This is a genomic window from Streptomyces amritsarensis (genome assembly GCF_001953875.1).
Taxonomy (GTDB): Bacteria; Actinomycetota; Actinomycetes; order Streptomycetales; family Streptomycetaceae; genus Streptomyces; species Streptomyces amritsarensis.
Map to the genome: position 1 here is coordinate 1 of NZ_MQUR01000024.1, position 13931 is coordinate 13931.

Sequence of the window (13931 nt, forward strand, 5' to 3'; positions counted from 1 at the left end):
GCGGTAGCGGGAGACGATGAAGAGGGCGTAGTCGATGCCGACCGCGAGGCCGATCATCGTGGCGAGGGTGGCGGTGGTGTTGCCGAGGTCCAGCACGTTGGCGAGCGCGGTGATGGAGGAGACGCCGATGCCGACGCCGATGATCGCCGTCAGCAGCGGCAGGCCGGCCGCGACCAGCGAGCCGAAGGTGATCACGAGGACGATCGCGGCGACGAGGATGCCGATGATCTCGCCGGAGCCCGTCTCGGGGGCCACCATCAGCGCGTCGCCGCCGATCTGGACGTTCAGGCCGGCGGCCTTGGCGCCGTCGCCGGACTCCTTGAGCGCGTCGCGGGTGGCGTCCTTCAGCTCCATGCCGCTGACGGTGTACTTGGCGCTGATGTAGGTGGTGGAGCCGTCCTGGCTGACCGCCTGCACCTCGTAGGGGTTGGCGACGGAGGCGACCTGCTCCGCGCCCGGACCGGTCTTCAGCCCGCTCACGATCTTCTCGACCTCGGCCTTGGGGCCGGGGTCGGTGACCTTCGCGCCCGCGGGGGCCTTGACGACGATGCGCGCGGTGGCGCCGTCGGCGGCCATGCCCGGGAACTTCTTGTCCAACAGGTCGAAGGCCTTCTGGGCCTCCGTGCCGGGTATCGAGAACGATCCGGAGGTCGGGGCGGCCGCGGTCGCGGCGCCGAAGCCGGCGGCGAACAGCAGCGCCACCCAGAGGAGGGCGACGAGCCCGCGGCGCCTGAAGGCGCCCCGGCCGAGTCGGTAGAGGAAGGTGGCCACGTCGTGGTTCTCCCGTTCAGGTCGTGGGATGGATCCGCAGGGATCAGGGCGTGGGGAGCCGGCCCGACGACGAGAGCGGCGTGTCAGGAGCAGCAGGGCGGCACGGAGTGCCGGGTACCGGGGACGGGGAGGTTCAGACGCCGAGGGCGGGGAAGACCACGGCGTCGATGAAGTCACCGAGGAACGCCCGGTCCACCGAGCGGTCCTCGATCAGCGGGAGCGCGATGAACGCCCCGATGAGCATGTGCGGTACGAAATCCAGGGCGGGGCACCCCGGGTCGATCTCGCCGCGGTCCACCGCGCGCTGCAGCATCACCTGCAGGCCGGTGATCTCCGGGTCGACCAGCAGGTCCCGAAGTGCCTTGTGGAGCTCCGGGCTCTCGTGGACGGCATGGGCCAGACCCCGCATCAGCGCGGTGTCCTTGGCCATCTGCGCGTCGTCCGAGTGCTCCACCATGAGCGCGAAGTCCCCGCGCAGGCTGCCCGTGTCGATCTCGCGCAGCGAGACGGGCTGCGTACATCGCAGGGCCTTGGCGACCAGCTCCGGCTTGCTCCCCCACTGGCGGTAGAGGGTGGCCTTGCTGGACTTCGTACGGGCGGCGACCGCGTCCATGGTCAACGCCTCGTAGCCGACGTCACGCAGGAGGTCCAGGACCGCCTCGTGCAGTTCGGCCTGCCGTTCGGGGGTGATCCGGCTGCGCCGGGCCGCCATCGCCTCGGTCATCTCCGTGCCCTCCATCCGAACGAAACTGTTCCGTACGCTCAAGACGATACCCCTCCGCCAAGCGAAACGAAACCGTTCCGTTTCGCTTGAGGGGGTGGCGTGGATCACCAGTACGAGTTGCCGGGGCCCCCTCACACGGAAAGCATTGGGGGGTGAGTCACGACGTCGCGTACCTCCGGTTCCCGCACCTGCACGACGACCTCCTGTGCTTCGCCACCGAGGACGACCTCTGGGTCGCCCCGCTGGTCCCCGACGGCCACACCCCCGGACGGGCCTGGCGGGTCACCGTCGACCGGACCCGGGTCGGCCACCCCCGCTTCTCCCCCGACGGCCGGCACATCGCCTTCACCACCTGGCGCAGCCTCGACCCCGAGATCCACCTGGCGCCCGTCGACGGCGGCCCCGCCCGCCAGCTGAGCCACTGGGGCGCCACCGACACCCGCGTCTGCGGCTGGGACCCCGACGGCAACATCCTCGCCGTCTCCTCGCACGAGCAGCCGTTCTCCTACTTCTCCTGGGCCTACAAACTCCCCACCGACGGCAGCCCCGGCGGACGCCTGCCCTGGGGGCCCGTCTCCGACATCCAGGTCGCCGACATCGACGGCGAGCACCGCAGCCTGCTGCTGACCGGCAAGCCCCCGCACGAGCCCGCCGCCTGGAAGCGCTACCGGGGCGGCGCCATGGGCCGGCTCTGGCTGCACGGGCGCCAGCTCCTGGAGGACCTCGAAGGGCACCTGGACGCCGCGATGTTCGTGGGCGGCCGGATCGCCTTCCTCTCCGACCACGAGGGCATCGGCAACCTCTACTCCTGCCTCCCCGACGGCACCGACCTGCGCCGCCACACCGACCACGACGAGTTCTACGCCCGGCACGCCTCCAGCGACGGCTCCCGGGTCGTCTACCAGTGCGCCGGAGACCTCTGGCTCGTCGAGTCCCTGGCCCCGGGCGCCGTCCCGCGCAAGCTCCAGGTCCGCCTCGGGGGGCCGCGCGCGGGCCGGCGCACCTACCAGGTGCCGGCCGCCAGCCACGTCGACTCCCTCTCCGTGGACGCCACCGGACGGGCCAGCGCGGTCGTGGTGCGCGGCAGCCTGTACTGGCTGACCCACCGCGACGGGCCGGCCCGGACCATCGCCGACACCCCCGGCGTGCGGGTGCGGCTGCCGGAGATGCTCGGCAGCGGCGGACAGGTCGCCTACGTCACCGACGCCGAGGGCGAGGACGCGATCGAGATCGCCTACCTGCCCCGCGCCTCGGGGGACCGGGAGCCGCGCCGGCTGGCCTCGGGCGCACTGGGACGCGTCACCGAACTGCTCGCGGACCCCGACGGGGAGCGTCTGGCCGTCGCCTCGAACGACGGCCGGCTGCTCCTCGTCGACGCCTCGGAGGAGTCCGACGGCGAGGTCACCGAGCTGATCCGGTCCATCAACGGCCCCGTCACCGACCTGGCCTTCTCCCCCGACGGGGACTGGCTGACCTGGTCGCACCCGGGCATCGGGCGCTCGCTGCGGCAGATCAAGATGGTCCGCATCTCCGGGCCCGGCGCGCGCAGCGTCGTCGACGTCACCAACGGCCGCTTCGCCGACGAGAACCCGGTCTTCACCCGGGACGGGCGCTACCTGGCCTTCCTGTCCTGGCGCGGTTTCGACCCCGTCTACGACGTGCACACCGGCGACCTGTCCTTCCCGCTGGGCTGCCGCCCGTACCTGGTGCCGCTGTCCTCCGCGACACCCTCGCCGTTCGCGCTCTCGGCCGAGGGGCGGCCCGCGGCGGGCGGCCTGGACCCCGTCGAGGGCGAGTCGGACAACTCGGGCGAGGGCGGCGCCGTGACCGTGGAGGTGGAGGGGCTGGAGAGCCGGGTCACCCCGTTCCCGGTGAGCGCGTCCAAGTACTCCGCCCTGTACCCGGTGCACGGCGGCGGCCTGGTCTGGCTGCGCTGGCCGATCTCCGGCGCGCTCGGCGAGACCTTCGCCAACCCCAACGACATCAGCGGCAGGCCCACGCTGGAGCACTTCGACCTGACCAAGGCCCGCAAGAGCGAACTGGCCTCGGGGCTGGACTGGTTCGCGGTCAGCGGTGACGGCACCCGGCTCGTGATCAACGACGACGGCGACCTGCGCGCGGTCCCCGCCACCGAGTCGGGCGACAGCGACTCGACGGTCTACCTGGACCTGCGCCGCATCCTGCACGAGGTGGACCCGGCGGCCGAGTGGCGCCAGGCCTTCGAGGAGGCCGGGCGGATCATCCGCGCGTACTTCTGGGAGCCGAACATGTGCGGCATCGACTGGGACGGCGTACTGCGCCAGTACCGGCCCCTGGTCGAACGGGTCGCCTCCCCCGACGAGTTCGCCGACCTGCTGCGCGAGGTCCTCGGCGAACTCGGCACCTCGCACGCCTACGTCTCCCCCGCCCGCCGCAACGAGGGCCCCCCGCACTACCAGCGGGCCATCGGCCTGCTCGGCGCCAACCTGGTCCCCCGGGACGGGACATGGGTGGTGGCCAAGATCCTGCCCGGCGAGTCCTCCGACTCCAAGGCCCGCTCCCCGCTCGCCGGCACCGGCATCCGGGAGGGCGCGGTGCTCACCCACGTGGACGGCCGCCCCGTGGACCCCGTCACCGGCCCCTACCCGCTGCTGGCGGGGGCGGGCGGCACCACGGTCGAGCTGACCTTCCAGCCGGCGGAGAGCTCGGGCCGCTCCCGCCGGGTCGCCGTCGTCCCGCTGATCGACGAACGGCCGCTGCGCTACCAGGACTGGGTGTCCAAGCGCCGGCAGGTGGTCCGGGAGCTGAGCGGCGGCCGGTGCGGCTACCTCCACATCCCCGACATGGGCGGCTCGGGCTGGGCACAGTTCAACCGCGACCTGCGCATGGAGATGTCCCGGCCCGCGCTGATCGTGGACGTACGCGGCAACGCCGGCGGGCACATCAGCGAACTGGTGGTGGAGAAGCTCACCCGCTCCATCCTCGGCTGGGACCTGACGCGCGACGCACAGCCCGTCAGCTACGCCTCCAACGCGCCCCGCGGCCCGATCGTGGCGCTGGCCGACGAGGCGACCTCCTCGGACGGCGACATGATCACGGCGGCCTTCAAACTGCTGGGCCTGGGACCGGTGGTGGGCCAGCGCACCTGGGGCGGGGTGGTCGGCATGACCGGCCGCCACACCCTCGGCGACGGCACGGTGATCACGGTGCCGATGAACGCCGCCTGGTTCCCGGAGTACGGCTGGTCGGTGGAGAACCACGGCGTGGAGCCGGACTTCGAGATCCTGCGCACCCCGCTCGACTGGGCGGAGGGCCGGCACGCCCAGATGGACGACGCGGTGCACCTGGCACTGGAGCTGCTCGAACAGGACCCGGCCGCGATGCCGCCCGGCTACACGGACGTACCGGACCGGCGCCGTCCGAAACTGCCGCCCAGGCAGTGAACGCCGACCGGGCGTACGGCCCGGCCCGGCCCGGGAAGGCCTGATCCGGCAGACCGGGCGGCCAGGCCGGGCAGGCCGCGCCGGTCAGGCCAGGCCGGGCCGGGCAGGCCGGGCAAGGGGGCGCGGCTGCCGGTGGCGGCCGCGGCCCGGCGTCGCGTCCCGGTCAGCGGCGCTGCGTGCGCTGCTGCTCGTCCGCGGCGCCGCCCGCCCCCACCAGGCCCCGGGAGACACCGGCCAGTCGGGGCTCGAAGCGCTTCACGTCGCGCTGCCCGACGGTCGCGATGATCCCGGGAAGGTAGCCGCGCACCCCCTGCATCCCGCGCAGCCACCACTGCGCGTACACGTGCGGCGAGCGCCGCTCGATGCCCGCGACGATCCGGTCGACGGCGGGCCCCAGCGGGTAGGTGCGGTTCGCCGGCCACGGCAGCCGCCGGCGCAGCTCCCGCATGACCTCGTCCTGGTCGGCGCCGCGCACCATGTCCGTGTCGGTCCACGAGAGGTAACCCACCCCGACGCCCACGCCCTTGTGGGCGACCTCGGCGCGCAGACAGTGGGCGAAGGCCTCGACGCCGGACTTGGAGGCGCAGTAGGCGGTCATCATGGGCGCCGGCGTGATGGCGGCGAGCGAGGCGATCTGGAGGAAGTAGCCGCGGCTCTGCGTCAGCACGGGCAGGAAGGCCCGGGCGGTGACGGCGCCGCCGATGAGGTTGACCTCGATCACCCGGCGCCAGGCGTCGGGGTCGGAGTGCGCGAACGGGCCGCCCGCGGCGACGCCCGCGTTGGCGACGACAATGTCGACCTTCCCGAAGCGCTCCTGGACCTCCTGCGCGACACGCGCCATCGCCTCGTGGTCGGTGACGTCCGCGTACCAGTGCTCGCTGTCGGTGTGCAGGCGCTCGGAGACCTCCTTGAGGGCCTCCGGTTCCAGGCCGACGAGCGCGATCCGCGCGCCGCGGGCCGACAGCTTGCGGGCGAGCAGCTCGCCGACCCCGCGGGCGGCGCCGGTGACGACGGCGACCCGGCCTTCCAGACTCCTGCGAGCGCTCACGGTGTCTTCTCCTTCTCGGTGGTGTTGTCGCGATCGTCGAGATGGCGCGCGGTCAGCTCGGACACGGCACGGGTGACGGCTTCGGGGGCCTCGACGGGGGTCATGTGTCCCACGCCGGTGAGCTCGGTGAGGCCCACGCAGTTCGGCAGCGCCGCCGCGAGCCCGCGGGCGTGGACGATCGGGGTGAGCCGGTCGGCGCTGCCGCCGATCACGGCGGTGGGGACGGTCAGCCGCGCCACGTCGGCGTCGAGGTCCAGCCCGGCCAGCACGTGGGACCATGCGCGGCGCACCCCGGTCGGGCAGGCGTGGACGATACGGGCGCACGCCTCGACCCGGTCGGGCGCCGAACCGGGGCCCATGGTGGCGTACTTCAGGACCGCGCGGGCGACGGGCGTGACCGGCCCGAGGGGGGCGCGCGATCCGAGGACCGCGCCGGTGATACGCGTCCGCACCCGCCCGGCGCGCCCCGGCAGCACCGTGGCCCGCTCGACCAGCCGTGAGCTTCCGGTGCTGCACAGCAGTGCGGCCGCGGCGTGCTCGGCGAACTCCGGCCGGGCCGCGGCCGCCATGATCGTCATGCCGCCCATGGAGTGCCCGGCGACGACCGCGCGCTCGCCCGGGGTGAGGGCGGCACCGAGCACGGCCACGAGGTCGTCGGCGAGCGCGGTGGTGCTGTGCTCGCGGGCGGCGGGGCTGCGCCCGTGTCCGCGCTGGTCGTAGGCGACGACCCGGTGGGTGGCGGAGAGCGCCCGTATCTGCGCGGCCCAGAACGCCGTGGAACAGGTCCAGCCGTGGGCCAGCACCACGGCCGGCGCGCCCTCGTCCCCGTGCACCTCGACGTGCAGGCGGGCCCCGTCGGCGGAGACGGCGACGAGTTCGCGCCGCGGGGCGGGCGGGGCGTAGGGGCCGGAGGTCACGTGCGCCGGGCGGCTCACGCGGCGCCCTCGGCCCGCGCGGCGAGCGGGGCGGCGGTGTCGGGGTCGGGGGTCGCGGCGGTTTCGGGGGCGGGGGCAGGGGCGGGGGTGGGGGCGTTCGCCACCGGGGCGGCACCGGACACCGGGGCCGCCGCGATCCGGGTGCGCTCACGCCCCGGTGCCCGCACCACCTCGTACTCCGCCAGGTCGACGCTGCGCGTCTCCCGGCGGAACTCCCCGGTCGTGCCGGGCCAGACCGTCGTGTTGCGGCCGTTCGCGTCCAGGTACCAGCTGGTGCAGCCGCCGGTGTTCCAGACCGTCCGCTCCATCCGGGCCTGTACCTGCCGGTTCCACTTGTTCACGGCGGAGGGGCGTGCGGCGAGCGCGACCTTCCCGCCCAGCATGCCCAACTGCCGCAGGTAGTCGGCCATGTAGTTCAGCTGCGACTCGATCATGAGGATCATCGAGCTGTTCCCCAGCCCGGTGTTCGGGCCGATGATCGTCATCCAGTTGGGGAAGCCGGCCGCGGTCGCCCCGCGCAGCGACTGCATCCCGTCCTTCCACTGCTCGGCGAGGGTGCTGCCCTCCGCTCCCACCACGCGGTCGGCGATCGGCATGTCCGTGACGTGGAAGCCCGTGCCGAAGACGATCGCGTCGACCTCGGTCTCGGTCCCGTCGGCCGCGACCAGGACCGAGCCCCGGATCTCCTTCAGTCCGGAGGCGACCAGGTCCACGTGGGGCAGGGCCAGCGCCGGGTAGTACTCGCTGGAGAGCAGGATCCGCTTGCAGCCGATCCGGTAGGAGGGCGTCAGCTTGGCGCGCAGCGCCGGGTCCTTGATCGACCGGGCCATGTTGGCCTTCGCGAGTGCCTCGATCAGCCCGAGCTGGTTCGGCCGCTTGGTGAAGGCGCTCACCTGGAGCTCCCGGATGCCCCACAACAGCCCCCGGCGTGCGGCGCGGGTGAAGGGGAGCTGCCGGTGCAACCAGCGCTCGACCGTCGAGATCGCCCGGTCGGTGCGCGGCATCACCCACGGCGGGGTCCGCTGGAAGAGCGTCAGGCGCTCCACGTCGGGGGCGATGGCCGGCACGATCTGGATCGCGGAGGCCCCGGTGCCGATCACGGCGACGCGCTTGCCGGCGAGGTCGTAGTCGTGGTCCCAGCGCGCGGAGTGGAAGACCTTGCCGGGGAAGCCGGCGAGTCCCGGTACCTCCGGCAGCTTCGGCTCGGACAGCGGCCCGGTCGCCGAGACCACCACGTCGGCGGTCAGCTCACCCTGCGCGGTCTCGATCTCCCAGTGCAGCGCGTCCGCGTCCCAGCGCATCATCAGGACCTCGGAGTCGAGGCGGATGTGGCGGCGCAGCCCGAAGGTGTCCGCGACGTGCTCCAGGTACTCCCGGATGGCGGGCTGCCCGGAGAAGGTCCGCGGCCAGTCCGGGTTCGGCGCGAAGGAGAAGGAGTACAGGTGCGACGGGACGTCGCAGGCGCATCCCGGATAGCTGTTGTCCCGCCAGGTTCCGCCGACGGAGTCGGCCCGTTCCAGTACGACGAAGTCGGTGATCCCCTCGCGCCGCAGCCGCACGGCGGCCCCGAGCCCGCCGAACCCGGACCCGATCACCGCCACTCGTACGTGCTCGCGCCCCTCGCGCCCGCCCATGCCGCCCATGCCCGCCGCCTTCCGCCTCATCCGCAGTTCCAGCCACGCAACGCCGCAACGCACCACACCATCGAAACACTGCCAGCAATCACTGGCACAATCGGGAGGGTAGAGCAGCCCCGTACTCATGGGTAGGGGTCGGACCCGGAAAGTTACCGCCGGTACACCCCAAGGCGCCTTGCCGATCACGCCGGGCCGACCGCACTAGGCTGCTTCTGTGGCGAAGGACGAGATGGAAGCGAAGCCGGTGCGCGAGTACCGCACCGAGGAGCTGGCCGAGGCGGCCGGCATCCCGGTGCGCACCCTGCGCTTCTACCGCGAGCGCAAACTGCTGCCGCCGCCCCGCCGCGAGGGCCGCATCGCCTGGTACGACGACCACCACCTGGCCCGGCTGCGCACCATCGCCGGCCTGCTGGAACGCGGCCACACCCTGGGCGGCATCGCCGAGCTGACCGCGGCCTTCGAGAACGGCCGCGATGTAGGGCAACTGGGTGAGCTGCTCGGCATCGGCTGGTCGGAGGAGACCCCGGTCCGGCTCACCCCGGAGGAACTGGCCGACTACTTCGAGGGCGAGGTCACCCCGGAGAACCTGGCGGCCTCCCTCGACCTCGGCTACCTCGCCGTCGACGGCGACGCGATCGTCCACGTCAGCCGCCGCCTGCTGGACGTCTCCTCGGCGCTGGTCCGCGAAGGGGTGCCGCTGGCCGCCGTCCTGGAGACGGGCCGCCGCGTCCGCGAGCACGCGGACGCGATGGCACTGCTGTTCACCGAGCTGATCTCGGACCACATCTCACCGGAGGCGCTCACCCGGCTGCGTCCGCTCGCCAAGAGCGTGGTCGAGGCCGAGCTGACGATGGCGATGGACCGCCTCCTGGCGTCCACCGCCCCGCCCTCCGGTCAGACGCCGAGCTCGTAGACGACCGTCACGGGCGCGTGGTCGGACCAGCGCTCGGGGTGCGTCTCGGCCCGCTCGACGAAGGCCTTCACGGCCTTCGCGGCCAGCCCCGGGGTCGCCACCTGGAGGTCGATCCGCCAGCCGGCGTCGTTGTCGAAGGCGCGGCCGCGGTAGGACCACCAGGAGTACGGGCCCTCGGTGTCGGGGTGCAGCTCGCGCACCACGTCGACGTAGCCGGCCTCCGTGTAGACCTTCCCCAGCCACTCGCGCTCCTCGGGGAGGAAGCCGGCGTTCCTGCGGTTGGTCTTCCAGTTCTTGAGGTCGGCCTCCTGGTGGCAGATGTTCCAGTCGCCGCAGACCACGACCTCGCGGCCGTCGGCGGCGGCCCGCACCTTCAGTTCCGCCAGGTACGTCAGGAACTCCCCCATGAACCGGTACTTCTCGTCCTGCTTCTCCGTGCCCGCCTCGCCGGAGGGCAGGTAGAGACTGGCCACGGTCACCCCGGGCAGGTCGATCTCCAGGTACCGGCCGGCGGTGTCGAATTCCTCACTGCCGAAGCCGACCCGCACCCGCTCCGGCGCCCGCCGCGTGTACAGCGCGACCCCGGCCCGGCCCTTCACGGCGGCCGGCGCGAAGACGGTGTGCCAGCCCTCGGGAGAGCGCGCCTCCTGCGGGATCTGCCCCTCCTCGGCCCGTACCTCCTGCAGGCACACCACGTCGGCGTCGGATCCCGCGAGCCACGCCACGAAGCCCTTCTTGGCGGCGGCCCGAATCCCATTCACATTCACGGAGGTCACAGTGAGCATCCCAGCACCATAGCGGGATGGTTCCGTACGATGTTCGGATGTCTCATGGGATCGAGCTCCGCACCGTGCCGTACGACCACCCGGACGCGGTCAAACTCAACGACCAGGTCCAGCTCGAATACCAGGAGCGGTACCAGGGCGAGGGCGACGCCACCTTCCTGGACCCGGCGATGTTCGCCCCGCCGCGCGGCCTGTACCTGGTGGCGTACGACCCGACCGGCGCCCCGGTGGCGACCGGAGGCTGGCGCACCCAGGAGCAGAACGACGAGGGCTACTCGGACGGCGACGCCGAGCTCAAGCGCATGTACGTCGTCCCGCAGGCGCGCGGCCTGGGTCTGGCGCGCCGCATCCTCGCGGCCCTGGAGGCGGACGCCCGCGCGGCGGGCCGCCTGCGGATGGTCCTCGAAACGGGCGACCGGCAGCCGGAGGCGATCGCCCTCTACCTGTCCGAGGGCTACACCCCGTCCCCGAAGTTCGGCTTCTACCGCTTCTACGACTCCAGCCGCTGCATGGCCAAGCCCCTCCACCCCGCGCGCCCCGCCGCCGTCTGAGACACGGCACCCCGGCGTCGGAGGCACGGCGGCCCGGGGGCGGCGGCCGGGGACAGCGGCCACCGGCAGCGGCGCCGCCCTACCGCGGGAGCCAGGCGGCCCGGTCCGTCCCCCAGCGGGAGGGCCCGCCGGGCCATTGCCCGAAGGGGCTGGCGGCGTGCCGCAGCACCCCGTACCCCGACCCGGTCTCCCGGAGCCACGGTTCCGCCTCGTACTCCCGGGCCCCGCCACCGTTTTCGGCCCGGGCGCCGGCCAGCCCGCGGACCAGCCACGACGCCGTCCCGGCCAGGGAGAACCGCAGCTGCCGCCCGCCGCCCTCGGCGATGGCCCGCAGCACGCCGGCCGCCACCAGGTAGCCCGTCCCGTGGTCCAGCGCCTGCGCCGGCAGCACTCCGGGGGTGCCGTCCGGCCCCGCGCACGCGGCGGCGATGCCGTAGCCCGCCTGCACCAGCGAGTCGAAGCCCCGCCGTCCGGCCCACGGCTGCGGCGCCCGCCACCCCCACGCGCACAGCTCGGCCACCACCAGCCCGGGCCACCGCTCCAGCAGGTCCCGCGCCCCGAGCCCGTAGCGCTCCAGCGCCCCCGGCCGGTAGCCGGTGACCACCACGTCGGCCTCGGCCAGCAGCCCCTCGAAGACCGCCCGGTCCGCGGCCCGCGCCAGGTCCAGCAGCGCCGAACGCTTTCCGAAGCCGGTGTCCGCGTACGCGTCGTCCGACTCCGGCAGCGCCGGCGGGTCGATCCGCAGCACGTCCGCGCCCAGCAGGCCGAGCGTGCGCGTGGCGACGGGTCCGGCGATGACCCGTGTCAGGTCCAGCACCCGCACCCCGGTGACGGGCCGGCCCGGCGGGGCCTCGCCGAGCACCCGTCCCCGTTCCCCCGTCGTGCGCACGGTCTCCACCAGCGGCTGCGGATCCCCGTACCGCCCCGCCACGGCAACGGCGAGACCGCCCGCCCCGTACACGGCTTCCTGCACCCCGACGGCCGTCCGCGCGGCGACCGCGGCGCGCAGCGCCTCCGGCGCCGGGGAGGGCAGCCCCAGCGCGCGCACGAGCGCGGCCTCGTGGTGAGGGTAGTTGGCGTGCGTGCGGACCCAGCCGTCCGCGGCCCGCCAGAAGCCGGACAGCGGAGCGAACGCCACCGCGGGCCGGCCCTCGACCCTCAGATGGCGTTCGCTGACGAAGGCCGTCGCCACCGCCCCCTCGTCCACCACGAGGGGAAGGGGGTCACCCGTCGTGCCCGCGGCCCGCACCGCGGCGAGCTCCCCCGCCGCCAGTCCGCAGACGGCGACGGTGGCGCGCGCCAACTCCCGCACCGGGAGCGGCCCCTCCCCGAGATCGCCGGCTCCCGCGAACCTGACCCGTTCCACCAGCTCCGGCGCACCGCCGACGGCCTCCCAGGCCTGGGCCGTCCCGCCGTCCCGTCCCCAACCGATCACCATGGAGGCATCTTCGCCCAACCGCCGCCCCGTGGCGCCGAGACGGCGGGATCCGCCCGGGCGGCCCGTGCGCCCGACCGCCTACGCCTACGCCTACGCCTCCTCGACCAGCAGCCGGGCGTTGATGGTGGGGTTGCCGGCCCGTGCGAGCGGAAAGGCCTCGCCGATCTCCCCGGCGTGCCCGGGCACATCGATACGGACGGACAGTGTCCGGTCGAGGAGCCGCTCCTGCGGCATCCTGAAGTCGATGTTGACGACGCCGTGCTCCACGCAATTCGCGCAGCCCGGCGGATCGGTCGGCTGGAAGAAGAAGCGCTTCGCGACCGGCTCACCATCGGCGAGCAGATTGACGACGAACGATCCGGGAATGTTGAGGCGGTGGATCCCCTTGACCCGCACGGAGACCGGACTGGCACTGCGGAACGCAAAACTGTGGGCGGCGTCGATACTTCCGGAGAGATTCTCCAACGGGCCTTCCACGGGGCTGAGGAGTTCCAGTCGGTCGTAGGAGGCTTCGGTTTCGATGGTCTGGTCCGCGGTCGTGCTGTACGGAGGCAGTGCGTTGAACGGCGCCGACAGCCAGTCGGTGTTCTCCCCCAGCGTGGATCGGAATCCGGTGAGCGTGGTCGCGGAAATCCGCGTCTGCCAGCTCAGCCAAAGCCGGTCGAGATTGCAGTGGAAGAACCAGAACACCGGGTCGTAGGAGGCGACTTCCTGGGTACCCATCGTCGGCCCGATCGATCCGTGGCCGCTGTCGTGCGCCTGGATCGAGAAGTCCTGGTAGCCGTTCACGTTGTACGCGCCCCACAGCGACTGGACCAACGACGTCCGGATGTCCTCCAGGACCTCGTAGGCCGCGACGTTCTGTGCGATGTCGGCGGCCGGGTAGCGCTCGGTGGTGTACGGGAAGAAGCCGGATACGGGCGGTGTCACGGCGGCGCCGGGATCGGCCGGGAGCACGTACTGGTCGAACGGCGGCTGCTGCAGCCGCTCCGGCAGCGGCGTCGAGATGTCCCAGTAGGGGATCGTCACCGCCTCGCAGCCCGGGACGGAGCGCAGGGCGTCCTCGAACACGCGTAGGTACTCGCGGTGCCAGGGGTTGTAGCGGTCCTGATGGTGCAAGCACCAGCTGTCCGGCAGGCCGTGGTGCCCGGCCAGGGAGAAGTAGCTGTCCGGGGCTTCCGGGTCGCGGTCCATGAGGCCCCTGAACGCCGTGGCCAGCAGGTCGAACTCGTCCTCGCTCAGCGTCGTCACGTCTTTGCGCAGCCGGGTGGGGGCGGGCCCGTGCGTCGGCGGCTCGGCGGGCGTGGCCGTACCGAGGGGGAATCCGTTGACGATCCAGTTCCGGAACGTCTGGGAGCGTTCCGCGCTCCACTTCCCCTCCGCGTCCGGGGGCATCAGGGAGTTGGGCGGCGCGGTCTGCGCGTGCACCGAGAGGGCGTTGCTCTTCAGTCCGTCGTAGGTGCCGAGTTCGATGCCCTTGGCGGCCATGTGTGCCACGTCTTCGGGCCGGAAGAAGAATCGGATGTCCGCGAGGTAAGTCGGTGCTGCAATGACTTGCTCGGCAGTCGGAGTGTTCTCGGTCGGGGCCATGATTCCTCCACTGGGCTCCGAACAGGCATTACGGACGACCGGGGTCGGCAGTCGCCGAGAAGTATGCGCCAAACCAAGATGCATGTGAATCATCGACACAGGCGGCCGAGTACCGGC

Annotated in this window: 11 protein-coding genes; 3 read left to right on the forward strand and 8 right to left on the reverse strand. The window is 72.8% G+C overall.

Annotation, left to right across the window (positions count from 1 at the left end; genetic code table 11):
- Both AVW11_RS13100 and AVW11_RS13105 read right to left on the reverse strand, forming a co-directional pair.
- Positions 1-771 (reverse strand): MMPL family transporter (locus AVW11_RS13100; RefSeq protein WP_158076132.1); only part of this gene is annotated, 771 nt, incomplete at its 3' end.
- Between the two features lie 133 nt (positions 772-904).
- Positions 905-1495 (reverse strand): TetR/AcrR family transcriptional regulator, encoded by a 591-nt coding sequence (locus AVW11_RS13105; RefSeq protein WP_030855604.1) that lies wholly within the window; start codon positions 1493-1495, stop codon positions 905-907.
- A gap of 152 nt (positions 1496-1647) precedes the next feature.
- On the opposite strand from AVW11_RS13105, the gene AVW11_RS13110 reads away from it, so the two are divergent.
- The gene (locus tag AVW11_RS13110; protein ID WP_060179403.1) at positions 1648-4917 is read left to right on the forward strand and encodes a S41 family peptidase; all 3270 of its coding nucleotides are present in this window, start codon (positions 1648-1650) and stop codon (positions 4915-4917) included.
- A gap of 163 nt (positions 4918-5080) precedes the next feature.
- Here AVW11_RS13110 and AVW11_RS13115 read toward each other — a convergent pair whose 3' ends face one another.
- The 3 genes from AVW11_RS13115 to AVW11_RS13125 are packed head-to-tail and all read right to left on the reverse strand — an operon-like array spanning position 5081 to position 8534.
- Positions 5081-5965, reverse strand: a complete 885-nt coding sequence (locus AVW11_RS13115) for an SDR family oxidoreductase (RefSeq protein WP_030855606.1) — start codon at positions 5963-5965, stop codon at positions 5081-5083.
- A complete protein-coding gene (locus tag AVW11_RS13120) occupies positions 5962-6900 on the reverse strand; it encodes an alpha/beta fold hydrolase (protein WP_060179405.1) in 939 nt (312 codons plus the stop codon). The genes AVW11_RS13115 and AVW11_RS13120 overlap by 4 nt, the downstream gene beginning before the upstream one ends.
- Positions 6897-8534, reverse strand: a complete 1638-nt coding sequence (locus AVW11_RS13125; RefSeq protein ID WP_076044082.1) for a flavin-containing monooxygenase — start codon at positions 8532-8534, stop codon at positions 6897-6899. The genes AVW11_RS13120 and AVW11_RS13125 overlap by 4 nt, the downstream gene beginning before the upstream one ends.
- A 232-nt stretch (positions 8535-8766) precedes the next feature.
- On the opposite strand from AVW11_RS13125, the gene AVW11_RS13130 reads away from it, so the two are divergent.
- Entirely contained in the window at positions 8767-9450 is a 684-nt protein-coding gene (locus AVW11_RS13130; RefSeq protein ID WP_037834101.1) for a MerR family transcriptional regulator, read from the forward strand.
- Here the strand turns inward: AVW11_RS13130 and AVW11_RS13135 are convergent.
- A complete protein-coding gene (locus tag AVW11_RS13135) occupies positions 9432-10235 on the reverse strand; it encodes an exodeoxyribonuclease III (protein ID WP_076044063.1) in 804 nt (267 codons plus the stop codon). The two genes, AVW11_RS13130 and AVW11_RS13135, sit on opposite strands and share 19 nt — an antisense overlap.
- A 38-nt stretch (positions 10236-10273) precedes the next feature.
- On the opposite strand from AVW11_RS13135, the gene AVW11_RS13140 reads away from it, so the two are divergent.
- Positions 10274-10786, forward strand: a complete 513-nt coding sequence (locus AVW11_RS13140) for a GNAT family N-acetyltransferase (RefSeq protein ID WP_060179407.1) — start codon at positions 10274-10276, stop codon at positions 10784-10786.
- A 79-nt stretch (positions 10787-10865) separates the two neighbouring features.
- On the opposite strand, the gene AVW11_RS13145 is transcribed toward AVW11_RS13140, so the two are convergent.
- A complete protein-coding gene (locus AVW11_RS13145; protein ID WP_076044064.1) occupies positions 10866-12224 on the reverse strand; it encodes a CoA transferase in 1359 nt (452 codons plus the stop codon).
- Positions 12225-12314: 90 nt separating this feature from the next.
- Positions 12315-13712 carry a tyrosinase family protein gene (locus tag AVW11_RS13150; protein WP_079250612.1) on the reverse strand — a complete coding sequence of 466 codons (1398 nt, stop codon included), beginning with the start codon at positions 13710-13712 and terminating at the stop codon, positions 12315-12317.
- Between the last annotated feature and the right edge of the window lie 219 nt (positions 13713-13931).